The sequence below is a fragment of the Fibrobacter sp. UWR2 genome (assembly GCF_002210285.1).
Taxonomy (GTDB): domain Bacteria; phylum Fibrobacterota; class Fibrobacteria; order Fibrobacterales; family Fibrobacteraceae; genus Fibrobacter.
Window position 1 is genome coordinate 135,800 of the sequence record NZ_MWQE01000006.1, and the last position, 24,445, is coordinate 160,244.

22 protein-coding genes are annotated in these 24,445 nt (G+C 46.8%); 19 read left to right on the top strand and 3 right to left on the bottom strand.

The annotated features are described in order from the left end of the window. Positions 1-7 precede the first annotated feature (7 nt). A complete protein-coding gene (locus B7994_RS09670; RefSeq protein WP_088638254.1) occupies positions 8-1,081 on the bottom strand; it encodes a glycoside hydrolase family 5 protein in 1,074 nt (357 codons plus the stop codon). Positions 1,082-1,134: 53 nt separating this feature from the next. On the opposite strand from B7994_RS09670, the gene B7994_RS09675 reads away from it, so the two are divergent. Together B7994_RS09675 and B7994_RS09680 are read left to right on the top strand one after the other, a co-directional pair. After that, positions 1,135-1,950, top strand: coding sequence for a menaquinone biosynthetic enzyme MqnA/MqnD family protein (locus tag B7994_RS09675; protein ID WP_088638255.1), 816 nt, complete (start codon positions 1,135-1,137; stop codon positions 1,948-1,950). 76 nt (positions 1,951-2,026) lie between these two features. Beyond that, a complete protein-coding gene (locus B7994_RS09680) occupies positions 2,027-2,896 on the top strand; it encodes a diguanylate cyclase domain-containing protein (protein WP_088638256.1) in 870 nt (289 codons plus the stop codon). A 105-nt stretch (positions 2,897-3,001) separates the two neighbouring features. Here the strand turns inward: B7994_RS09680 and B7994_RS09685 are convergent, their stop codons facing one another. Further along, entirely contained in the window at positions 3,002-3,640 is a 639-nt protein-coding gene (locus B7994_RS09685; protein ID WP_088638257.1) for a bifunctional 4-hydroxy-2-oxoglutarate aldolase/2-dehydro-3-deoxy-phosphogluconate aldolase, read from the bottom strand. 131 nt (positions 3,641-3,771) lie between these two features. Between B7994_RS09685 and B7994_RS09690 the strand changes: the two genes are divergently transcribed. The 3 genes from B7994_RS09690 (at position 3,772) to B7994_RS09700 (ending at position 8,938) form a co-directional block, all read left to right on the top strand. Next, a complete protein-coding gene (locus B7994_RS09690; RefSeq protein WP_088638258.1) occupies positions 3,772-4,779 on the top strand; it encodes a family 16 glycosylhydrolase in 1,008 nt (335 codons plus the stop codon). A 125-nt stretch (positions 4,780-4,904) separates the two neighbouring features. Next, positions 4,905-7,547 (top strand): alanine--tRNA ligase, encoded by a 2,643-nt coding sequence (gene alaS, locus B7994_RS09695; RefSeq protein ID WP_088638259.1) that lies wholly within the window; start codon positions 4,905-4,907, stop codon positions 7,545-7,547. A gap of 116 nt (positions 7,548-7,663) precedes the next feature. Beyond that, a complete protein-coding gene (locus tag B7994_RS09700; protein ID WP_088638260.1) occupies positions 7,664-8,938 on the top strand; it encodes a histidine phosphatase family protein in 1,275 nt (424 codons plus the stop codon). Between the two features lie 140 nt (positions 8,939-9,078). On the opposite strand, the gene B7994_RS09705 is transcribed toward B7994_RS09700, so the two are convergent. Next, the gene (locus B7994_RS09705) at positions 9,079-9,921 is read right to left on the bottom strand and encodes a site-specific integrase (protein ID WP_088638261.1); all 843 of its coding nucleotides are present in this window, start codon (positions 9,919-9,921) and stop codon (positions 9,079-9,081) included. Between the two features lie 229 nt (positions 9,922-10,150). Here B7994_RS09705 and B7994_RS09710 point away from each other — a divergent pair, with 229 nt between their 5' ends. The 14 genes from B7994_RS09710 to B7994_RS13940 all read left to right on the top strand — a co-directional run bounded on the left by B7994_RS09710 (position 10,151) and on the right by B7994_RS13940 (position 24,398). Beyond that, entirely contained in the window at positions 10,151-10,954 is an 804-nt protein-coding gene (locus B7994_RS09710; protein WP_088638262.1) for an Rpn family recombination-promoting nuclease/putative transposase, read from the top strand. Positions 10,955-12,046: 1,092 nt separating this feature from the next. Beyond that, a complete protein-coding gene (locus B7994_RS09720) occupies positions 12,047-12,913 on the top strand; it encodes an ATP-grasp fold amidoligase family protein (RefSeq protein WP_088638264.1) in 867 nt (288 codons plus the stop codon). Then, entirely contained in the window at positions 12,901-13,959 is a 1,059-nt protein-coding gene (locus B7994_RS09725) for a polysaccharide pyruvyl transferase family protein (RefSeq protein WP_088638265.1), read from the top strand. Before B7994_RS09720 ends, B7994_RS09725 begins: the two co-directional genes overlap by 13 nt. An 82-nt stretch (positions 13,960-14,041) precedes the next feature. After that, the gene (locus B7994_RS09730) at positions 14,042-15,496 is read left to right on the top strand and encodes a hypothetical protein (RefSeq protein ID WP_198957845.1); all 1,455 of its coding nucleotides are present in this window, start codon (positions 14,042-14,044) and stop codon (positions 15,494-15,496) included. Further along, entirely contained in the window at positions 15,493-16,650 is a 1,158-nt protein-coding gene (locus B7994_RS09735; RefSeq protein ID WP_088638267.1) for a Coenzyme F420 hydrogenase/dehydrogenase, beta subunit C-terminal domain, read from the top strand. The genes B7994_RS09730 and B7994_RS09735 overlap by 4 nt, the downstream gene beginning before the upstream one ends. Before the next feature lie 4 nt (positions 16,651-16,654). Then, positions 16,655-16,996, top strand: coding sequence for a glycosyltransferase family 2 protein (locus tag B7994_RS09740; RefSeq protein ID WP_088638268.1), 342 nt, complete (start codon positions 16,655-16,657; stop codon positions 16,994-16,996). 4 nt (positions 16,997-17,000) lie between these two features. Beyond that, positions 17,001-17,627, top strand: coding sequence for a hypothetical protein (locus B7994_RS09745; protein WP_088638269.1), 627 nt, complete (start codon positions 17,001-17,003; stop codon positions 17,625-17,627). After that, on the top strand, positions 17,627-18,757 hold the full coding sequence (locus tag B7994_RS09750; RefSeq protein WP_088638270.1) for a sugar-transfer associated ATP-grasp domain-containing protein: 1,131 nt from the start codon (positions 17,627-17,629) through the stop codon (positions 18,755-18,757). Before B7994_RS09745 ends, B7994_RS09750 begins: the two co-directional genes overlap by 1 nt. Positions 18,758-18,766: 9 nt before the next feature. Then, the gene (locus B7994_RS09755; protein WP_088638271.1) at positions 18,767-19,771 is read left to right on the top strand and encodes an acyltransferase family protein; all 1,005 of its coding nucleotides are present in this window, start codon (positions 18,767-18,769) and stop codon (positions 19,769-19,771) included. 11 nt (positions 19,772-19,782) lie between these two features. Then, positions 19,783-21,615 carry a glutamine--fructose-6-phosphate transaminase (isomerizing) gene (gene glmS, locus B7994_RS09760; protein WP_088638298.1) on the top strand — a complete coding sequence of 611 codons (1,833 nt, stop codon included), beginning with the start codon at positions 19,783-19,785 and terminating at the stop codon, positions 21,613-21,615. 9 nt (positions 21,616-21,624) lie between these two features. After that, a complete protein-coding gene (gene rfbD, locus B7994_RS09765) occupies positions 21,625-22,539 on the top strand; it encodes a dTDP-4-dehydrorhamnose reductase (protein ID WP_088638272.1) in 915 nt (304 codons plus the stop codon). Positions 22,540-22,543: 4 nt separating this feature from the next. Continuing rightward, positions 22,544-23,107, top strand: a complete 564-nt coding sequence (rfbC, locus tag B7994_RS09770) for a dTDP-4-dehydrorhamnose 3,5-epimerase (RefSeq protein WP_088638273.1) — start codon at positions 22,544-22,546, stop codon at positions 23,105-23,107. Between the two features lie 9 nt (positions 23,108-23,116). Then, positions 23,117-24,250, top strand: a complete 1,134-nt coding sequence (locus B7994_RS09775; protein ID WP_088638274.1) for a dTDP-glucose 4,6-dehydratase — start codon at positions 23,117-23,119, stop codon at positions 24,248-24,250. Continuing rightward, the gene (locus B7994_RS13940; protein WP_144063833.1) at positions 24,204-24,398 is read left to right on the top strand and encodes a hypothetical protein; all 195 of its coding nucleotides are present in this window, start codon (positions 24,204-24,206) and stop codon (positions 24,396-24,398) included. The genes B7994_RS09775 and B7994_RS13940 overlap by 47 nt, the downstream gene beginning before the upstream one ends. Positions 24,399-24,445 lie beyond the last annotated feature (47 nt).

A 24,445-nucleotide genomic window follows, 5' to 3' on the forward strand; every position in this document is an offset into this window, starting at 1 on the left:
CGCGGGCTTAGCCCTTCGCGAGCATGTCCATGAGTTCGTTGTCGAGCCTGTCGGGATTGTTGTATTGCGGGAGGCTCTCGTGCAGCGATTCTCCCTTCGATACGAGTCCGAAGTCCAGGTTCTTGTAGTTCCAGTAGCTAAAGCCTACGTCGGCCTGCCGCAAGATGTCGAGGAAGTCGCGCATCCATGCAATCTGGTACTGGCGCGGCACCTGCACGTACACGCCGAACTCGTTGCAGGCAACGGGCAGGTCGTACTTTGCGCGGAAATCGAGCGCGTTCTGGATGCTTGCCTGCAGGCGGGCCTTGTCCCACTTGCCGTATTCCACGTTCAGGCGGGTCTGCGCATCGCCTTCGGGGGCGGCATAGTCACCGGGCCAGGGGCGTTCAATGTGGAAGAACGGGTCAGTAATCCATGCGGCACCCTGGTGCGTGAACGTCACCGGTGTGTAGGTATGGAAGCTGTAGATGGCGTTGTCGTCGTCGAGCGGGGTAAGGAACTCGAATTCCTTCGCGCTGTTCCACTTGTTGCTGCCCACCACGATGGTGTTCTTGGGCGCATGCTTGCGGATAGCCCAGAAAAGTTCGTCTTTTACTTTATCCCAAACGCGCGAGTCGCTGCCGGCGGGCTCGTTCAAAAGTTCCATCATCACGCGGGGCATGTTGCTGTAGCGCTCGCCCATGAATGCCCATATATTGCAGGCACGCTTGCGTGCTGCCGGGTCGGCAAAAAATGCCTGTTCGGTAGAGCAACCCAGGTGAAAATCGTGGCCTGGGCACTTGTGCAAGTCGAGAATAACGTCGAGGTCGGCTTCCGTAATTTCGCGGAGCGCCTTGTCGAGCAGCCCGAACACCTCCTCGTCGGGCGTGTCGTTCTCGCCTTTGAATAAATTAAAATAGTCCACAGGCAGGCGGACGTGGTTGAACCCCGCCTTACGGATGCGCTCAAAGTCGCTTTTGCCGAGGAAGGTTTCGATATGGCGGACAACCCCGGGGAAACCGACGGGGTCTTTTTCCTGGATGCAGTCGACCTGACTGAACCAGCCACCCAAATTCACTCCGCGCAGTCTTTCCTTTTTCATTGTGTTGTCCTTTTGTGAAAGATAAAGTTGAGTAAAAAAGTTAATTTTTTTACATGAGTCTAAGAGTCGGGCGAATTCCGTTTTTAGTGTGTGCACCGTTTTTCCACGATTTTATCGGGCGTGAAGGTGATTGCCGGGAATTCGATTTTGTCGACGGCCCGCCAAGTGCGCACTGCCGCGGGCTCATGGACGGCTCTATAGACCTTTCGCCTGCATCGTCGATTACCTTTGCACTCAAGCCGGGAGCCTTCGTGCTTTCGCCCGCACTTTGTACGTCATGCTCGTTCGAGGTGCGCTCGGTAAAGCTCTTTTCGCACTACCCAATTGAAAAACTCGGTGGCCGCGCGGTACGAATAACTTCACAAAGCCGCACATCGGTTGCTCTCTTGCGCATTTTGCTCGAGATGCGTTACGGTGTTATGCCCGAATACAAGGATGGCCTTGCCGCCGAAGCCAGCGACGACGCGTGCCTGCTGATAGGCGACATGGCGCTCGAAGAGAACGAACGGAACCGCTTTGAATACGGCTACGACTTGGGCTCGCTCTGGCAGGAATGGCAAGGGTTGCCGTTCGTTTTTGGTGCGTGGGTGATTTCGAAAGCTGCCGCACAGAGGGACCGTGCCGCGCTCGAACGCTACATGGAATTGACGGAGAAAAGCATCGCGGACTTCCGTGCCAACGTTAGCGCTGCGCTCGACCGCTGGCTTGCGCGCTACCCGGTAAGCCTCCCGCGCCATGTTGTCGAAGATTACTACAAGGTGATTGACTACCGATTCACCGACGAACGCAAGCAGTCCCTGTCGCTGTTCTTGAGCCTTGCCGCCCGCATGGGCCTGGCACAACAAAACTTGCCTCTCGAATACCTCTAAACGCTTTGAAGGCAAAAATATCGCTACCCCTTTTTGCCAAAAGAATATATTTTAAAGGCAAAATGGAGACTGGGGTATGGTAGAAGAACGAATTCTTATCGTCGATGATAACGCCGAAGTTTTGCAGCAGACAAACGATTTGCTTTCGCAGGTCGGCTACAGTGTAGTCCAATGTTCGTCGGGCGAAGAAGCGCTCGAGTTCCTCGAGAAGGAGCGCGTCGACCTGGTGCTGCTAGATATCAACATGCCGAGCCTCAACGGCTACGAAGTTTGCCTGCGCATTAGGCAGGGGCATGCGCTCGACGATTTGCCCATCATATTCCTCACGAGCCGTGAAGATTCCGACAGCATTGCGAAGGGGTTCCATGCCGGAGCATCTGATTTCGTGAGCAAGACTGCGGTTTCGGAGATTTTGCTGGCGCGCGTGAACGTGCACATTCGCCTGGCCCGCACGCTGCGCTACCTGCGCGATATTTCGTTGACCGACGACTTGACCGGTGCTTACAACCGCAGGCATGCGATGTATTCCCTGCGTGAATGGTTTGCCCGCAGCAAGCGATACGGCACGCATTTCTCCTTGATTTACTTTGACCTGAATGGTTTAAAACAAATTAACGACAGCTACGGCCACCAGGCGGGCGACCTGCTTTTGCGCGCGGTAGTGAACGCATGCAAAAAGTTGTTGCGCGAATCCGACCTACTGTTCCGAATGGGCGGCGACGAATTCATGGTGCTGTGCCCCGATACCGACAAGCGCGGTGCGTTCATCTGCGCCGATCGTATGCTCGAGGCTGTGAAGGGCGTGACCATCGTGGACCAGACGGTTTCTTTTGCGTATGGCGTTGCGCATTCGAGCGACGACTACAAGGACATGGACGACATGCTCCACAGCGCCGACGGCGCGATGTATGAAAACAAGATGCGAGCCCGCCAGGCCCGCAGATAACTTTCTCGTCATTCTCGCGGCTTTCTTGTCATCCCCGCGGAGGCGGGGATCTTTAAAGCGCGCGGCTTTCTCGTCATCCCCGCGGAGGCGGGGATCTTTAAAGAATTAAACAGCCTTCTTCACGCTGTCGAGGAGCGCCATCAGCCGCTTCTCGATTTCTTTCCAGTCGCCGCCTTGCATGAGCGCCGGCGCAAAAATGCTTGCCCCGAAGCTGAGCAGGTTTGCGCCTGCCTTCAGGTAGTCGCCCGCGTTCTGCGGGTTCACTCCGCCGCATGCCATGAGCGGTATGTCGCGGAACGGCCCTCGCAGCGCCTTGATGTATTCGGGCCCGCCCACGCAGTTTACCGGGAAGACTTTCACTGCGGTAGCGCCCAGGTCAAATGCCTTCTGCACTTCGGTCGGGGTGAGCGCTCCGGGGATAATCGGGATGCCCGCCGTGTTGGAATAGCGGATGATTTCGTTGCGCGTGTTCGGCGTGACAATGAATTCCGCGCCCGCGTCAAGCGCTTTTTTCAAGTCGCTCTCGTGGCGGACGGTGCCGGCACCCACCTTGATGTCGAAGGGCTTTGCCGCCTGCTTGAGTGCAGCGATAATCGATTCGGCACCCTCGGTGTTCATGGTGACTTCAATTGCCTTCAGGCCGCATGCGGCCGCAGTCGTTACGCAGGCTCCTTCGCAGCCGCGAGGAATGTCGCGCAGAATCCCGATGACGGGAACTGCCTTTATAAATTCAAGAAAATCCATGCCATTAGTATAGAATTTTTTTCCCAAAAAGGCAAAGGAAAATACACTTGATACAGTTGGTACATTTGTCCGCCCCTTGCTTGTACGCACCCGCTCAAAAAAGAATAACTTTGAGGAAAAAGAGGTTTCTTATGAACATCAAGTATTTGCTCCCCTTCGCTGCCGCTTTTGCCCTTGTTGCCTGCGGTGATGACAATTCTACCGGCCCCGAACCGACTCCTGCATCTTCTGCGGTTGTCCCTGCGTCTTCCGCGACGGTTCCTGTGTCTTCTGAGGCACTCCCCGTTTCTTCGGAGACGGTTCCTGTATCTTCCGAGGCTTTGCCGGCGTCTTCTGCGACAGTCCCGGCGTCGTCTGCTTCTGTTGGCGGCATCGACCCCATCCCGCCTGCAGTTGATGGCCCGTATGACCCGAACAAGAAGTACACGTTCTACGGTGCGGAACTTACTGGCAAGGAACAGTTCCTGTATGGCCGCTTCGAGGCTCGCATGAAGATGGCCGCCGTCTCGGGTTCCGTGAGCTCGATGTTCCTGAACTACGATCTGTCTTGGAAAAAGGGTACGGAACCGTGGAACGAAATCGATATCGAAATCCTCGGCAAGAACCCGGCCAAGTGGCAGTCCAATATCCTTACCCGCGAGGCGGATCCTTCCATTACGGACCTGACCGCCTCCGAAAAGATGCACGACTTTGCCTTCGATGCAACAAACGAATTTCATTTGTACGCAATCATCTGGACCCCGGAATACATCGCGTGGGAAATCGACAGCGTGGAAGTCCGCCGCGATACTCTCGGCATGAGCCGCGGCAAGCATGCCGATGCAGACCAGGTGAAGTTCATGACAGAAAAGCAGTCCCTCCGCTTTAACTTGTGGGTTTCGAATACCCCCTCGTGGACGGGCAAGTTCGCTCCGGAAAACCTGCCGGTTGAACAGCACATCGACTACGTGCGCGTGTACGCTTACAATGCAGATACCAAGGACTTTACGCTCAGCTGGCAAGACGACTTCGACGGAGATTGGTTCGATACCAAGCGCTGGTCGGCGGGCAACTGGCAGATGGAACAGGTGATGTACCGCGATTTGAACATCCGCGTAGAAAACGGCTACGCCAAGCTCCGCCTGGACTACGAACTTTAGTTTTTTCACTGTTCTCCTCCTAAATCAAAGTCTCCGGCCTCCGGCCGGGGATTTTTGTTGTTGTCATCCTCGCGTAGGCGAGGATCTTTTTCTATCTTTACCCCCGAAAATAAAAGGGACACAATATGCCTACTATGACTTCTGCGCAGGTGCGCGAATCTTTCATCAAGTTCTTTGAATCCAAGGGCCACCTCTTTGTGCGTTCTTCGCCGGTGGTTCCGCATGACGACCCGACGCTCATGTTCACGAACGCGGGCATGAACCAGTTCAAGGCAATCTTCCTGGGCGACAATCCGAAGGGCTGGAAGCGCGCATGCAACAGCCAGAAGTGCCTCCGTGTTTCGGGCAAGCACAACGACCTCGACGTGGTGGGCCGCGACAACTACCACCACACCTTCTTCGAGATGCTCGGCAACTGGAGCTTCGGTGACTACTACAAGAAAGAAGCCATCGCCTGGGCTTGGGAACTTTTGACCGAAGTGTGGAAGCTCCCGAAGGAACGCCTGTTTGCGACCGTGTACCAGGACGATGACGAAGCCTGGCAGATTTGGAAGGACGTGTCCGGCCTCCCGGATGACCGCATCATGCGCTTCGACGCTCACTCTAACTTCTGGGAAATGGGTGACACCGGTCCATGCGGCCCCTGCTCCGAAATCCACTACGACCGCGGCGACCTCGCTACGCAGGCCGAAACGTTCAAGGACCCGATCAAGGGCGTGAACGGCGAAAACGACCGCTACATCGAAATCTGGAACAACGTGTTCATGCAGTACGAACGCGTGAGCGACGGTTCCTTGATTCCGCTGAAGGCAAAGAACGTTGATACCGGTATGGGCTTCGAACGTATCTGCGCTATTCTCCAGGGCAAGACTAGCAACTACGACACCGACGTGTTCACCCCGATTATCGCGAAGATCGCTGAACTCTCTGGCGTTCCGTACAACGATGGCGAAGCCGGCACCCCGCACCGCGTGATTGCCGACCACATCCGCGCAATCTCCTTCGCTATTGCCGATGGCGCACTCCCGAGCAACGAAGGTCGAGGCTACGTGCTTCGCCGCATCTTGCGCCGTGCAAGCCGCTTTGCTCGCCTGCTCGGCCAGAAGAAGCCGTTCATTTGCCAGCTCGTTCAGGTTCTCGCCGACACGATGGGCGATGCCTTCCCGGAAATCCGCGAACGCAAGGAATTCGTGGCCTCCGTGATCAAGAGCGAAGAAGAAAGCTTTATCCGCACGCTCGACGCCGGCCTCGAACGCTTCGCCGCCATCTCCGCCGACTTGAAGAAGGGCGACAAGATTCCGGGCGACAAGGTGTTCCTCCTCTATGATACTTATGGATTCCCGCCGGACCTCACCGGCATTCTCGCCGAAGAAAAGGGCCTCCTCATCGATGAAGAAGGCTATGAGAAGTGCATGGAAGAACAAAAGGCCCGCGCCCGCGCTAACATGAAGCAGGGCATCAACACGATGGGTACCGAAGGCTGGACGCAGTACAGCGAAGAAAGTACCAAGTTCGTGGGCTATGAACTCTCTGCTTGCGAAACGAAGGTTGTCCGCTGGCGTGAAGACAAGGGCGTGCTCAGCATCGTGCTCGAAACCTCTCCGTTCTACGCCGAAATGGGTGGCCAGGTCGGCGACAAGGGAACGCTCGTTTCCGCTGACTTGGAAATTGACGTGTTCGACACCGTGAAGGTGAACGACACCGCCCTCTGCCGCGGTAAGGTGAAGAAGGGTACGGCAAACGAAGAGACGATGGGCGCCGTGTTCATGGCGACCGTCGATAACGACCGCCGTAACGATATCCGCAAGAATCACTCTGCAACGCACTTGCTCCAGGCTGCGCTCCGCCAGGTGCTCGGCACTCACGTTCAGCAGCAGGGTAGCTTTGTTTCGAACGAACTCCTCCGCTTCGACTTCAGCCACTTCAACGCGATGACCGCCGAAGAAATCCAGAAGGTGGAAGACATCGTAAACGCGAAGGTCATGGAATGCCTGCCGGTCAACACCCAAGTGATGGGCGTGGACGAAGCCAAGGCAAGCGGTGCCATGGCCCTGTTCGGCGAAAAGTATGGCGACGAAGTCCGCGTCGTGAAGATGGGCTGCGCCAATGAAGAATTCTCCAAGGAACTCTGCGGTGGTTTGCACGTGCAGAACACCGGTAACATCGGCCTCGTGAAGATTGTTTCTGAATCCAGCGTGAGCGCTGGCGTGCGTCGTATCGAAGCCGTCTCTGGCCGTGGCGCTCTCGCCCTTCTCCGCGCTGGTACGCACATCCTGACCGCTCTCCGCGAACAGCTCCGCTGCAAGGACGTCGAAGTTCTCGACCGTATCCAGCAGACGTTCGCCAAGACGCAGAACCTCGAAAAGAGCCTGCAGTCCGTGAAGCTCGAACTTGCGACCCTCATCGCGGCCGAAGTCCTGAACGGCGGCATCAACGTGATGGGCGTGAACCTCTTCGTGCGTGAACTCAACATGCCCGAAGACAAGTACAAGGACTTGCTCGACGGCATTCAGAACAAACTTGCGACTGACTCTGTCGCCGTGATTGCAAACAAGATCAATGGCGCGGGCAGTATCGCCGTGATGGTCGGCAAGGACGTTCAGGCCAAGGGCATCAAGGCCGGCGACCTCGTGAAGGATCTCGCGGCAGCCTGCGGTGGCAAGGGTGGTGGACGCCCGGACCGCGCTCAGGCCGGTACCAAGGAAGTCGACAAGATTGCCGGTGCCATCGCGAACGCCAACAACTGGATCCGCGCGAAACTCGGCTAATTTGTTTTTTAATAAACTAAAGAAAAAAACTTACAACCTACCTTGACGTTGTAAGTTTATTAAAATATATTTGTATACAAATTAGTTGATACCTTAAAAAAGAAGGAGTTCCCTCGATGAATTCAAAAGTCCTCAAAGTACTGGCGGGCCTTTCGCTTGCCTCTATTCTCGCGGCATGCGGCGATTCCGACAGCAGCTCTGCGAGCGGCGAAAACGAACAGCCGCGTGACTCGGTGGTTGTCCGCGATAGCCTCAACTGGATTGATACCGTCCGCGTCATCGATAGCCTGCGCATCAAGGACAGCCTGCGCATCAGGGATAGCGTGCACATTGTCGACAGCATTAGCTACAAGATTGTCGAACGCGTCGAAGTCGTTGACAGCGTGAATATCATCGATAGCATCAACTACATCGACAGTACCCGCGTAATCGATAGCCTGAATATCATTGATAGCCTGAACATCATCTTCAAGGACAGCACCCGCATCGTGGATAGCATTGTTACGCTTTCGGCGGAAAAAATCCTGGGCAAGTGCAGCGCCGAAAATGCTGGCCAGCTGAAGTTCGTCGAAATCAACAATGAAGACCGCTCTTACTATTGCGATATGGGAACGCACCTCTGGAGGATTGCTACCAATGAAGAGGTTATGAGCGCCCTCAACGACAAGTATGTGCGGCAGTCCCGCGTGATGGATTTTGTCCCGCTGGAAGATGTTCTTGCCAAGGTGGCTCCGGACGAACAGGTAATCATTGTAATTCGCCATGCAGAACGCGATGAAGATCTCTCCATAGCGAGTGCGTTGACGGATCTCGGAGTAGCCCAGTCCCAGGAACTGGGGGAAAAACTGATATTCAGCCCGGAAATGTACTATGCCGGCTCGCAGTATCACCGTACCCACATGACGTACAACAATATTGCCAAGGGCCGCGCTGACTACGATACGCTCGGCGATACCATGGCCGTGTTGAACGAAGGCTGGTTCACAAAGAGCTTCGATACCTACTATATGACCCTCTTTAGGGAAAACGATGATGGAAGGGGTGTCATGACCAGGTGGGCGGCCGAGGGCGGCTACACCGACGTTTTCTACGACGTGTCTCCCCGGTTCGCCGCATTGCTGGAAAATCACCTTATGCCGGCATTGAAGCGCTCCAAGAAGCAAGTTGGCATGTTCGTCTCGCACGACGTAATGATTATCCCGATGGTGTCGTACATATCCGAAAGGAGAATTACGATGAAGTACTACCTTGCCAAGCAGGGCGAATGGGACGGCGACAACTGGCTGAACTACCTGGCCGGTATCGCGATTTTATTCAAGCCGGACGGAACCAGGGTTTTCTACGCGGTCAAGGGCCTCGACTCGGGCACGATGAAACTCCCGATAGAATAACCCACCCTAACGTCATCCTCGCCTTTGCTTTCGTCATCCCCGCGTTGTAATATGGCAAGCAGATTCAGCGTGATTTTGACATGTTTCTGCCAGGTTCGAAAAAGTAATTGGAAATTTGCGTCAGCTCGACTGAGAGAATGTCACCCCGTCGGGACGTTAATCTTGAACTTTTCCATTTCGCGGTCGATGACCCTGTTGGAGTAGTTCGCGTAAATGAGCGTCGTCTCGATGTTGGCGTGGCCGAGCACCTTCGATATCACCTCGATGGGTACCCCGAAGGAGACGCACGAGGTCGCGAAGGTATGGCGGGCGATGTGCGCGTGCAGGCGGCTGTGGAAATCCAGCTTCTTGGCGGCGGCGCGTAGGTTCCTGTTGAACGTGGAATTGTCCACTACGTGCAGTGCCGTCTCGCCTGCGCCTTGCAGCAGGGCCACCGCTTGGGCGGGAATCGGGATGTAGACCTGTGCGCCGGTCTTCTGCGTGAAGATGCGTATCTTGCCGTTGTGGATGTCGTGCGGGGTGAGCGCCTTGAGGTCCGAAAACCGCAGGCCCGTGAAGCAAGAGAATAGGAACGCCCGCAGCGCTTCGCGCTCAGAAAAATTGAGCCTGTCCGAATGTTCCATGAAGCCGGAGTACAGCTTTTCGAGCTCGTCCACTTCCAGGAACTCGCGCCGGTTGCGGACCTTCTTGAGCGTGATATTCTGCATGGGGTTGCGGCGGATCTTGCGCCTGCGGAGCAGTTCCTTGACGAACATCCGGAGTATGGAAAGCGAACGGTAGATGCAGCCGGCGCTGTTCTTGCGCGAGTGCATGAAGTCGATGTAGCCGATGACGAACGCCTCGGTTACGTCGCTGCATTCCACCGCGGGCCTGTATAGCTGCAGCTTGTGCAGGTGGGAGAGGTAGGTCTCGTAGGTGTATCTCGACAGCGTGTTCGCCCTGGATTCCAGGATCGCGCGCGATTCGGCGTAAAAGTCGCTCATGGGCAGCTCCGTTTTTGAAAGGTCTATCTACCTATAAAACGATTTCGCGGCAAAAATGAGCCGAAAAACTTTGTTTACATGATGTTTTTTGGTTTTGCGGCGAGGAATTTATTGCGTAAACAAAAATTTTGGTACTGCTTTGGCTTATTTTGGACCCTTTATCCGTTTATATAGTAGATAGGGACATCTCTATCCGCCTTTGCGGGGGCGTTCCCGCCTTAAGCATAAAATGGAAAACAAACGCGTACCTTTTGAACAGCTCCCCATTACGAACAGGTTCATGTTTGCCATGGTGTTCAGCCACAAGGAAATCGCCAAGCCATTCCTTGAAGCGGTGCTTGGCGTCAAAATTCACGAACTTCGAGAACCTGAACCAGAAAAAACTATTGAGATCAACCCCGTGCACAAGGGAGTCCGCTTTGACGTCTTTGTGAAGGAAACTGGTCCTGGTGGTGAAACCCTCCGCAGTTTCGATATAGAAATGCAGGTGGAAGATACCAAGGAAATCCCGAAACGGTCTCGCTATTACCAGGCCATGCGTGACAGCGAAGCCCTGAGCAAGGGCGAAAAGTACCGCAACCTGAAGGAACTTTACATTATCTTTCTTTGTCCTGAGGACATTTTTGAACGGGGATTGGCCGTATACAGGTTCAAGAATTTAGAAGTAGATAATCCGAAAATTGAATTGGGTGATCTCTGCTTCAAGAACTTTTATATATTTAATAAGTACCGCGAGGTCGCCGAGAAATCGATTAGGACGTATCTGGAGTATTTCGCCACCAAGAAGCCGATGTCTCCGGAAACCGAAAATATCGACAGACTGGTGAAGTGGTACCAGACGGACAACGAAACGAGGATTCGCTATATGACTTGGCAGGAAGAAGTTGACGATGCTAATGATCGCGCCGACGAAGCGGAACGCCGTGCAGATGCGGAAAAGGCTCGTGCAGATGCGGAAAAAGCTCGTGCTGATGCGGAAAAAGTTCGTGCTGACAAGTACGAGAAGATGCTCAAGGACCTCGGAAAACTGTAATCAAGGATGCTTTGGCGTGAGCCTTCGTTTTGAGCTGTTCGGAAAAACTGAGTTTTTTTCTGCCTTTTTCTCGATGCTTTTAATCGAGTCGAGGAAAGCTTTTTCTACCGAAGAAAGGGTCTTTTGTTGATACCTGCGTCAGCTCGACTGTAGATGACTTAAAAAATGGTCAATTTCGTCAAATTTCCCGTAAATTCGGAATTTCCGAATTTTTTCATCACCTGTGACTCAATTAGTTCACCTTCCTCAAAGATGTTCTTGATGTGCTTATCGATACTATACAAATGTATACCATTTTTGGCCGGATGTCAATAGGAAATCCAAATTTTTTTCGTTTCCCCGCCATATATCATGTCAGCCCCTTGTAGCATTTGCATAATTTTCTAACTTTTTTACGAATAACTTACAACAGGTTGTTGCAAGCGCCGCATTTCGTTGTCTTCTATAGGTTCGGGCCCCCTCGCGATGATGCAGAACAGTGATATTTTGTTGAATGGACCGCAGGCCGCAGTTCCCCGTAGACTGGGGAAGGGGCGTTTTGATACTGCGTTTGTTGCGAAAAAATAGGGTTAGAGAGGGCTTCTATCGTGCCTGACCATGTAACACTTTCCATTTCTATTGTCGTCTACAAGAAATACGACGATGTCCTTTTGGCGATAGACTCTATTGAACGATTTACAGACAAATCTTTGTCCAAAAAAATCTATATCGTCGATAACAGCGGCTATGCGGATGAAAATCACTACAAAAAAGCATTTCTAGAAAGCCTCTCAAAATATGACGATGTACAATATGTGGATACCAAGAAGAATCTTGGGTTCGGAAAAGGGCACAATTATGTGATTCCGTGCCTAAATTCGGATTTCCATGCCATCGTAAATCCCGATATAGTTCTTTATTCATAGTGCCTTTCTTTTAGATGAATGGTGGAAAGAACTTCAAAACGCAGGGAGTTTGAGGGATCAATTGGCATGGCCATATGTTCTGTGGAAAAATAAGTTGACAATTGATGATGTTGGGTGTTTAGGAGTAGATGTTTATACTAATGCCAAATTCCAAATTAACAAACATAATTAGAGGGGGGGGGCGTTTATGGTTATAAAGAATTTTATCAAACGGCTAATTCCAGATTCATTATATTTAAAATATTGTTATAAAAAATTGATGGGGAACTCCCTCAACTTACGCAATCCAAAAACATTCGATGAAAAGTTACAGTGGCTGAAGCTCTACAATAGAGATCCTCTGTACACGACACTTGTCGATAAGTATGCCGTCAAAAAATGGGTAACGAATAAAATCGGAGAACAATATGTCATTCCGACACTTGGCGTTTGGAACAACTTTGACGACATTGATTTTGATAAACTACCGAATCAATTTGTATTGAAATGTACTCATGACTCGGGGGGACTCATCATAGTTCGGGATAAATCGGAATTTGATATTTTGTCAGCTCGGCAAATAATCACCAATTGCTTGAAACGTAATTTTTATTGGCAAAGTCGCGAATGGCCGTATAAAAACGTATTTCCACGAATTATAGCAGAGCCTTATATGGAAGATTCAACATATAAGGAATTACGAGATTACAAGTTCTATACATTTAACGCGGAACCAAAGTATTTGTTAATTGCAAAGGGCCGACAAAATAATAATAAAACGTTCGATTATTTTGATATGAATTTTAATCATATTAATTTGCAGGATGAACGAGTTCCCAATTCAACGACAATTCCGGAAAAGCCTATTTGTTTGGAAGAAATGAAAAAAATATCGAAAATCCTTTCGGAAGGCATTCCTCACGTCAGAGTTGATTTCTATGAAATAAACGGAAAAGTTTATTTCGGAGAAATGACTTTTTTTGATGATGGAGGCTTTATGAAAGCAAAGCCGATTTCATGGGAAAAGGAATGGGGAGATTTGATAGAATTGCCGGAGCGTAGATGCAAACACTAATCGTCACTTTTTGGAAAGCTCGTAACTACGGAGCATTTTTACAGTGTTTTGCTTTGCATAATACGGTTCCGAATTCAAAAATCCTTGCATACAAGGCTAGATCTGCTGTTTTATTTACTGAACGAAAAAGAAAGTATCGTTATATTTGGCCTGTTTTATATCCTTACTGGTGGCTCAAAAATTTTATAAATCAAATACGAGAACCGACTTTTTCTGAGTGGAAGCGAATTCCGTGTCAGAAATATAAAGTATTCAAAAACTCAAGGGACCTGTCTCTAAAATATGATTGCATTATTGCTGGCTCTGATCAAATTTGGAATGCTCGTTTTGTATCAGACGAAGAATACATTTATTTTGCAGGTTTTGCATCTGATGAAACTCGTAAAATTTCCTATGCAGCATCATTAGGAATGCCATCCTGGCCAAAGGACTTTGAAGCGAAGGCTCTCCGTCTATTGAAAAATTTTAATTCTGTTAGCGTTCGAGAACGTTCTTCTGTTGAATATTTACAATCGCTAGGAATAAAAAATGTTTCTTGTGTTTGCGATCCAACGATTTTGCATAATGGAGAATTTTATCGAAAGAAATTTAAAATCGAAAATAATCGTAGAAAATATTCCTTTATCTATACAATTCGCGAAAAACTTTCAGCATCCATAGAGAAACTTTTATTAGACGATGTTGTCAAGTGCACGTTAGATGGTTTTAGAATTCCTTCGGTCTCGCAATGGCTTAGTTACATTGACAACGCACAATTCGTGGTGACGGACAGTTTCCATTGCTGCGTGTTTTGCTTGTTGTTCCATAAGCCTTTTTTGATTTTACCCACTAGTGGGGAAAAAGGCGGAATGAATGAACGGTTCTCTACATTACTTGAAAAAACTCATTTAGAAAATAGAATCGTATCATCATCGGAATCTTATGAAGAGGCCTTTAAAAAGTTGAATTCTGTTGTAGACTGGTCTTTTGTTGATGCAACCTTGCAAAAATGGCGTGAAGAATCTCTTCTATGGCTTCAAAAAAATTTAACATCTCCGGTTTCTTAAAATGCAGCCAATAGAATACCATGCAAATAATAAACGAATTGTGAAGAATACAATCATTCTTTATATTCGAATGGCTTTTACGATGGCTGTACAGCTATATACGAGCCGTATTGTACTTGCCGCATTGGGTGTTTCTGATTATGGTGTCTATAATGTTGTCGGCGGAATTGTCACTATGTTCGCCTTCTTGAATAGTGCGATGACCACATCTACGCAGCGCTATATTACTTATGAGTTAGGGAAAAAAAATCCCCAAAGATTAAAACAAGTTTTTGCGACGAGTATGCAAATACATTTTCTTATTGCATTAGTTGTAATTGTGTTGGCTGAATCTGTAGGAATATGGTTTCTTAAAGAAAAGATGATTATTGCCCCGGATAGAGCGAATGCGGCGATGTGGGTTTTCCAATTAAGCGTGATTACTGTTGTTGTCGCCATCATGAGTTTCCCTTATAATGCGGCAATAATTGCGCATGAAAAAATGTCTGCATTTGCTTATATATCAGTATTAGAAGTTTCGCTAAAACTCGCTGCAGTGTATTTTGTTCTTTATGCAGGATGCGATAAACTCATTTTGTATGCAATATTGATAGCCTCAATTCAGTTGCTTTTACGTTGCGTTTATTCGGTGTATTGTAAAAGACATTTCGCTGAAACTCGTATGTACCTAAAAAGAGATAAGATTCTGTTTAAAGAAATGCTCTCTTTTGCAGGGTGGAATTTGTGGGGGAATTTTGCAGCAGTTTTGTTTACTCAAGGGCAAAATATGCTGTTAAATGTCTTTTTTGGCCCTGTTGTAAATGCTGCACGTGGTATAGCTGTTCAGGTGCAGGGGGCTGTTCTGCAATTTGCGGGAAACTTCCAGATGGCTGTTACTCCCCAAATTACGAAAACCTATGCCAATAATGAAATAGATGAAATGCATTCACTTATACTGCGTGGATGTAAATTCACATTTTATCTGTTGTTCATTGTGTCTCTGCCAATTCTTCTAGAAACGGGGACAATTCTTGAAATATGGTTGAAAGACGTTCCTGAATATACGGTTGTTTTTTTGAGAATAATATTGGTAACTGCAATGCTTGATGCAACTGCAGGTCCCTTGATGAATGCCGTTGCTGCAACTGGACGAGTTAAGGCTTATCAGACTATTGTCGGGGGAATCTTATTGGTGATTGTTCCTATATCCTATGTGGTATTACGATTTGGTGGTGCTCCATGGTCTGTATTCATTGTCCATTTTGTTGTTTGCTGCGCAGCATATGTTGTTCGACTTGTAATGGTCAAGAAAATGATTGGGCTGTCTATTCGCCGGTTTGTTATGGAGGTTGCGTTAAAAGTATTTTGTGTTACATTCTTATCTCTTGTTCTTGTAATGCTTGTGAAAAATGTACTATATGATTTTACTTACAAATGGATTGCTATGGTGCTTATTTCGATTTTGATATCCTCCTTGAGTTGCTTTGTATTTGGATTGTCTAAAGGTGAGCGATTTTTTGTATTGAAAAGAATTCCTTTTTTTAGAAATAAAGTATGATTGAATTGTTTGATAAAAAGAAATGTTGCGGATGTGGTGCGTGCATGCAAATTTGTCCAAAAAATTGCATAACAATGCGTGCCGACAATGAAGGTTTTTTGTATCCTATGGTTGACACTTCCGTCTGTGTTCAATGTGGAGCTTGTGAAAAAGTTTGTCCGTTCAATTCCGTGTATGAACAGCAAAAGCCGATAAGCACATATGGTGTGATAAATACGAATGAGCAAATTCGTTTAACGAGTTCCAGCGGTGGTGCGTTTACTGCGTTGGCGCGAACGATTTTAAGGCAAAACGGCGTTGTTTTTGGGGCGTGTTTTGACAAGGATTATCAAGTAGTAATCGCTTATGCTGAAGATGAAGATTCTTTAGAGGCTTTTAAAGGATCCAAATATGTTCAGGCTCGAGTTGGAGAAAGCTTTTCCAAGTGCAAATGTTTTCTGAATCAGAACAAGATTGTTCTTTTTTCGGGAACCCCATGCCAGATTTCAGGTTTGAAGCATTTCTTGAAAAGAGATTATGATAATCTTTATACTATTGATGTCGTTTGTCATGGAGCCCCATCACCAATGGTATGGGAAACTTATTTGAATTGGTGTAAAAGGCAAAACCTTGGATTGTCTTCTATTAGAAACATATTTTTCCGTGACAAATGCAGTGGATGGAAAGGGTTCAGTTTTACCATAAAGGGGCAAAACTGTACCCTTTCGACCCCTTATAAATATAATCCATACATGAAGGCGTTCTTATGGGATGTCATATTAAGGCCTTCTTGCTATGAGTGTAAAGCGAAAGCTGGGGCAAGTCATGCTGATTTGACGTTAGGTGATTTTTGGGGTGTTGATAGAATTATGCCATCTGTTGATGATAATAAAGGTGTCTCGCTTGTTTTAGCAAATTCTATCAAGGGCAAAGAACTTTTAAATAAAACTGTAGAATTAAATGTATTTGACACTGATTATGATAAAGCTGTCTACTACAACCCTGCAATTGTCAATCCTGTAAAGCCCCACCCAAAGAGAAATTATTTCTTTAAAAATTTTAATTCAACCGATTCTTTTGAAAACCTTGTAGAAAAATGTTTGAAACCTTCATTAAATGAAAAATGCGTTGATGCGTTAAAACGGATCTACCATAAGCTTTTAAAAAGGAAATAAAAAAATGAGTAATGTAAAAATTTCGGTGGTAATCCCGATTTATAAAGTAGAACGCTATGTTGCTAAAACAATTGAAAGTGTTCAACACCAAGATTTTGATTCATATGAAATTATCTTGGTTGATGATGGTTCCCCGGACAATTCGGGAAAAATTTGTGATCAATATGCTGCCTCTGATAGCAGAATAAAAGTCATTCACAAAGAAAATGGCGGCGTTATGTCGGCTCGATTTGCTGGAGTTGATGCTGCTGAAGGAAAATATATCGCTTTTCTGGATGGTGATGACAGAATGCCTCCTACGGCATTATCGAATTTTTATAAAGCGATGAAAGAAAAAAGAAGTTGACTATGTGAATGGCGTTTGCGTTGATATTGATGAAAATGGAAATAGAATAAACGATGTTATTTATGGGACTAGTTTCAATGGGATTCTTGAAGGAAACGAGAAGTATCGAAGGTTTATATCAGAACATCCCAAAGGCTTAAATATGAAAATGTGGCGAAAGGATGTCCTTTTATCCGAACCCCGTGTTGTTGTGCATCCATCAATAAAAAATAATGAAGATTTTATTTTTAATCTATTGATGTCAAGCAGGATAAATTCCATTAAATCTATCGATGACGTCGTCGCTGAAATCGTATGCCATCCAGGTTCGGCGTCTAACGGTAATTATAGTTTAGACTATTGGATTAATCTTCTTTCTTGGTTAGATGCCAATTATGAAAAATATGATGTTCGTTTTAACGACTTGATTCAGTATAAGTTGTTTACAATACATGAAAAAATTGAAAAGCCCTTGGTTGATTTTGATTCTAGAGCACAATGTTTTGCAAATATAGCATTAAAACACTATAATGTTAGATATGGTTTACGAGGCTTAAAGACTATCCTTTATGTTAAATTTTCCAATGGCTTTATTCGTAGCATCCTTCGAAGTGCCAAATCCATCATAAAAAAAGCAAGGGGATTATTTTAATGAAAAAAAAACTAAAAAAAATACTGCAGTTTCTATGGAATTTAAGAAGACGTCGTATTGCACAAAGATTTTATAGAATCAAATCTCTTAAGTATCTCGAAAAAAACAATATCTCCAACGAATATATAGATGGAGAAAATGCGTACGTTGCATTTTGGAGCCGGTTCCCTGAAAAAATAGAAACGGAATCGTATCGTTTCTTTTCTCGATATATGGGAAAAGTTCCGCATATTGTTCCTGAATATATTGGAGAATTGTATCTAGAGCGTTATTTGAATCCTGTTCGATATAGAGATTTTTATTCGGATAAAAATCTGTACAGTCAATACATGCCTCATATCAACACTCCTAAAACGGCATTAAGAAGAATTGATGGAGGGCAACTATTGAATGAAAATTATGATTCCTTTTTGAACAAAGGCTTTAGTTGTTCGTGCGAAGATTTTGAAAGTTATCTGAAAAAATATCAAGATTTAATATTCAAGCCGAGTGTAGATACTGATTCGGGTGTTGGTGTCGTTAAATTTTTCAGGAAAGAAAATGGATTTTTCAATTCTAATAATGAAAAATTATCATTGCAATATCTAATGTCATCGAATGACTTTATTTTACAAGAAGCCGTCCAACAGCACCCATTCTTTTCGAAACTTTGCGACACCTCTGTAAATACAATGCGCTTATGCTTATATCGTTCTGTAAAAACAGAACAGATTCATTTGACCGGAGGTATAGTAAGAATTGGTCGAAAAGGAACTTTCGTTGATAATGCGCATGCGGGTGGACGTTTTGTAGGAATAAATGTATCCGATGGAACTTTAATGAAAACGACACTGGATCAATATGGGTGTAAAACGGATGTATGGAATGACATTGATTATTCCCATGAAAAATTGAAAATTCCATGCTGGGAAAAAATAAGAAAATTTGCCCTAGATGTGTCTCTGCAAAATCGTCATTGTCGACTTATTGCCTTAGACATTTCGCTAGATGTAAATGAAAATCCTGTTTTGATTGAAGAAAACATTGGCGGTTTTTCTTATTGGCTTCTAGAGATGACCGGTCAGGATCCGTTTGGAGGCTTTGCTAATGAAGTTGTTGAATATTGCTTAAAAAAAATGTCTGAAAAATAAAGAAAGTTTATGGAAAGACAATCAAATTTTGAATTACTTCGCATAATAGCGATGTTCCTCGTTTTGGCTGTCCATGCCAATTATTTTGCGCTAGATGGGGGACCTTCAGCACAAGAGTGTGCAACTCGTGTTATTCCGTCTATGACAAGAATTGTCTTGGAATCGGCCTGTATTGTATGTGTTGATGTCTTTGTTTTAATTTCAGGATGGTTCGGGATTCATTTTAAATGGAAATCTTTGCTGAGTTTTTTATTTCAGGTTTTCTTTTTTGGTTTACTCATATACGCTTTCTGCGTAATTTTTCTTGATGTTCCTTTAAATATTAAAGGAATTGCGGCTTGCTTCCAAATAACGACATGGAATTGGTTTGTTAAATCATATTTGTTGTTGTACTTAATGTCTCCGATTTTGAATGCTTTTTGTGATCAATCAGACAAAAAAGCATTTCTGTTAGTTTTGATAAGTTTTTTCTCTTTCCAAACAATTTATGGATTAACGGGTTCCGCAAAATTTATCGAGCAGGGATATTCTACAATCTCTTTTATAGGTCTGTATTTACTTGCTCAATATATTCGAAAATTCGCTACATTTTTTAGCGAAAAAAGTATTCTATTTCACTGTATAGGATATTTCCTGTGCGTTGCTATGTTAAGTATTTTAGAGTTCATTTCTAGATTTACAAATCATCCAACAGGACAAATCTTTAGTTACATAAATCCTATAGTTATATTAGCTTCGGTTTTTCTGCTTCTACTATTTTCAAAACTACTATTTACAAATCGATTCGTCAACTGGGTTGCATCATCGTGTTTTGCTGTTTTTCTATTACATACGAATGTAAATTTATGTGAACCAGTCTTTGTAAAAAAAATAGTTGCCTTATACAGTCTACATGAGGGTTTTACATGTTTGTTTCTGATTTGTTGCTTTTTGTGTTCTGTGTATTTGTTGGCCATTCTTATTGATCAGTTTAGAAAAGTAATTTACTTATTGTTGACTAAATATTTTAATTGACGGATTACTGTATGTGCGGAATAGTTGGTTATATCGGTTCTAAAAATGTCCTTCCCATTTTGTTAGATGGTCTGAAGAAACTAGAATATCGAGGCTACGATAGCGCGGGCGTTTCATTTGTCTCTAACAATTCTTTGCAGACAGTCAAGGCTGCTGGGAAAATTGTTGCACTTGAAAAGAAATTAAAAGACTTTGCTGATGAACAAAGTTCTCTTGGTATTGGGCATACGCGATGGGCTACTCATGGAGCACCAACCGAGAACAACGCTCACCCGCATGTCAGCGCAGATGGGAAAATTGCGGTTGTCCATAACGGTATTATTGAGAACTATGCTTCTTTGAAGGCGAAGCTGCAACAGAATGGAGTTGAATTCAAGTCAGATACCGATACGGAAGTTGTCGCACATCTAATTTCGCATTTCTACCAAGGGGACTTAAAATCGGCTGTAATCCAGGCGATTGGCAAACTTGAGGGAGCGTTTGGTTTTGGGATCATCTGTAAAGATGAACCGGATGTGTTGATTGGCGCTCGTCGCGGATCTCCGCTTGTGTTCGGAATAGGGGACAATGGCGAGTATTACCTGGCTAGCGATGTTGCTGCTATCGTGAACCATACGCACAAGATTGTCTATCTAGATGATAACGACATTGTCGTTGCGCACCATGGTGGTTATGAGATATTGAATCTTCAAAGCCAAACTGTTCAGCGCGATGTGCAGAAGATTGACTTTGATGAAGATGCTGTCGCAAAGTGCGGTTTCGACCACTACATGCTTAAGGAAATTTTCGAACAGCCCGAAGCATTGCGAAATACGATGCGAGGTCGTTTGAATATTGCTGATGGTAATGCTAAATTAGCGGGACTTGAAGCTAATATTCGCGAATTGCGTGATATCAATCGTATTATTATCACAGCCTGCGGAACTAGTTACTATGCAGGTATGGTCGGTGAATATGTGATTGAGGACTTGGCAGGTGTTCCAGTTGAAGTGGAATACGCTTCTGAATTCCGCTACCGCAATCCCATCATAAAGCCGGGGACACTTGTCCTTGCAATTTCTCAATCAGGCGAGACTGCAGATACACTTGCTGCAATGAAGGAAGCTCACCAGAAGGGAGCAACAGTTCTTGGTATTTGTAATGGGATTGGATCGTCTATCGCACGTAATTCTGATGGGGGTGTGTATCTGCATGCAGGCCCTGAAATAGGTGTGGCGAGTACGAAGGCGTTCTCTGGACAAGTCCTTGTTTTGACAATGATTGCCTTGTTGCTTGGCCGCCAGCGTCGTGTATCTTTTGAGCATGGTATGGAAATCGCAAATGCAATTACTGAGATTCCAGAACTAGTTGAAGAAACACTGAAACTGAACAGCGCAATTCGCACTATTGCTGAAAAATATAAGGATGCGAAGAATTTCCTTTATCTCGGTCGCCACTATAACTATCCAGTTGCGATGGAAGGTGCTCTGAAACTTAAGGAAATCAGTTATATTCATGCAGAAGGCTATCCGGCGGCTGAAATGAAGCATGGCCCGATTGCGCTTATTGATGAGAATATGCCTGTGGTAGTGATTGCCCCGAAGGATGCTTTGTTTGATAAGATTATCTCGAATATTCGTGAAATCAAGGCGCGTGGCGGTAAGGTGATTGCTGTAACAACACAGGATTGCTCGCCGCTTGATGAATTCGCAGACGATTTAATCCGTGTGCCAACAACATTACCGATGCTTATGCCGATTTTGACATGTGTTCCGTTGCAATTATTGGCTTACCATGTGGCTACATTGCGTGGCAATAATGTAGATCAACCGAGAAACTTGGCTAAGAGTGTGACTGTGGAATAAGGAGAAAATATGATTTTTTTTGTAACGGGTGTTGGGGGCCAATTAGGTCATGATGTGGTGAACGAACTCGTATCTCGTGGGCATGTTGCCGTGGGGAGCGATATCGCTTCAGAATACGCGGGCGTTGCTGATGGTTCTGCTGTTACAAAGGCGGAGTATCGTCAACTGGATATCACAGATGCGAAAGCGGTAGAACGGGTCTTGATGGATGTCAAACCCGATGCGGTTGTTCATTGTGCGGCGTGGACTGCTGTTGATTTGGCGGAAGATGCTGACAAACAGGAAAAAGTTCGTGCAATCAATGCGTATGGCACCGAAAATATTGCACATATTTGCAAGGCTCTTGATTGCAAGATGACCTACATCAGCACGGACTACGTTTTTGACGGCCAGGGGACGGAACCCTGGAAGCCCGATTGCAAGGATTACAAGCCCCTGAACGTTTACGGTCAAACCAAACTTGAAGGCGAACTCGCCGTGAGCGGGACCTTGGAGAAGTTCTTTATTGTGCGTATCGCGTGGGTGTTCGGTCTCAACGGCAAGAATTTCATTAAGACGATGCTTAATGTGGGTAAGACTCATGACACCGTGCGCGTGGTGAACGACCAGATCGGCACGCCGACCTATACTTTGGATTTAGCTCGGTTGCTCGTGGATATGAACGAGACTGAAAAATATGGTTACTACCATGCTACTAACGAAGGTGGATACATCAGCTGGTATGATTTTACTTGCGAAATCTATCGACAGGCTGGCTTGAAGACCAAGGTTATTCCTGTAACGACTGCCGAATACGGCCTCAGCAAGGCTGCGCGCCCGTTCAACAGCCGCTTGGACAAGTGCAAACTCGTAGAAGCCGGTTTCAAACCGCTTCCCACATGGCAGGACGCTCTTGCACGATATTTAAAAGAAATAGGAGAATAACGTTATGGGAAAGTTCAATTTCATCAAGACGTCTATTGAGGGTGTAACCATCATTGAGCCGACCGTTTATGGTGATGCTCGTGGCTACTTCATGGAAACTTACAACAAGGCGGAATTTGATGCCGCGGGCCTGAACATGGTATTCGTGCAGGATAACGAATCTAAGAGCAAGAAGGGGGTGCTTCGCGGGCTTCATTTCCAGAAGAAGAACCCACAGGGAAAACTTGTCCGCGTAATTGATGGTGAAGTCTTTGACGTGGCGGTGGACCTCCGTAAGGGTAGCCCCACATTCGGCAAGTGGGAAGGCGTTGTGCTTTCTTCCGAGAACAAGAAGCAGTTCTACATTCCCGAAGGCTTTGCCCATGGTTTCGTTGTGCTCAGCGAGACGGCGACATTCGTGTACAAGTGTACCCGCCTTTACGATCCGAAGGATGAAGGTGGCCTGATGTGGAATGATCCCGAAATCGGCATTAAGTGGCCGGTCGGAAACGGTTTCGAACCTCTGCTTTCCGAAAAGGACACAAAAAACCCGGCGCTCAAGGATTTGGGCTTCGCTTTCGAACTATAAGGAGTTTTTATGAAGAATATTGTCATTACCGGCGGCGCAGGCTTCATTGGTAGCCACGTGGTGCGCCTGTTCGTGAACAAGTACCCGGAATACAAGATTATCAACCTCGATAAGCTTACCTATGCGGGCAACCTCGCGAACTTGAAGGATATCGAAGGCAAGCCGAACTACAAGTTCGTGAAGATGGATATTTGCGATTTTGACGCGTTCTACAAGCTGATGCAGGATGAGCATGTCGACGGCATCATTCACCTGGCGGCAGAAAGCCACGTGGACCGCTCCATCAAGGACCCGTTCACCTTCGCGAAGACGAACGTGATGGGCACTTTGAGCCTGCTCCAAGCCGCGAAACTCTACTGGGAAAGCCTCCCCGAGAAGTACGAGGGTAAGCGCTTCTACCACATCTCCACCGACGAAGTCTACGGTGCACTCAAGATGAACCACCCCGAAGGCATCACGCCCCCGTTTACGACGACCGCGAGCTCCAGCGAGCACCACCTGGCTTACGGTGACGACTTCTTCTACGAGACGACCAAGTACACGCCGCACTCCCCGTATTCTGCATCCAAGGCGGGCTCCGACCACTTTGTGCGCGCGTTCCACGATACCTACGGCATGCCGACGATTGTCACGAACTGCTCTAACAACTACGGTCCGTACCAGTTCCCCGAGAAGCTGATTCCGCTCTTCATCAATAACATTCGCCACAAGAAGCCGCTTCCGGTCTACGGCAAGGGCGAAAACGTTCGCGACTGGCTTTTTGTGGAAGACCATGCCCGCGCTATCGACGTGATTTTCCATAACGGCAAGATTGCCGAGACGTATAACATCGGCGGATTCAACGAATGGAAGAATATCGACATCATCAAGGTCGTGATTAAGACTGTCGATAGGCTGCTCGGCCGCGCCGAAGGCGAGGACATGAACCTCATCACCTACGTGACGGACCGCCTGGGCCACGATGCCCGCTACGCCATCGATTCTACCAAGCTCCAGAAGGAACTCGGCTGGGAACCAAGCCTCCAGTTTGAAGAAGGCATCGAGAAGACGGTGCGCTGGTACCTCGACAACCAGGAATGGCTCGACAACATCACGAGTGGCGACTACGAAAAGTATTACGAAAAAATGTACGGGAACAGGTAAGTCCCGCATCTGCGTTAGGGATGGAAGCCCGAAGGGCGAGCACATCAAGGTGTTCAACAACGGCGACATGATTCGTGACTTCACCTACATCGACAACATCGCCGAGTTCATGAAGTGCTGCAAGAGCGACAAGAACCCGCTGAGGTAGGGTAAATACCCGCCAAGAAAAGTTTTGCGGAGGCGCTACGCGCCCCC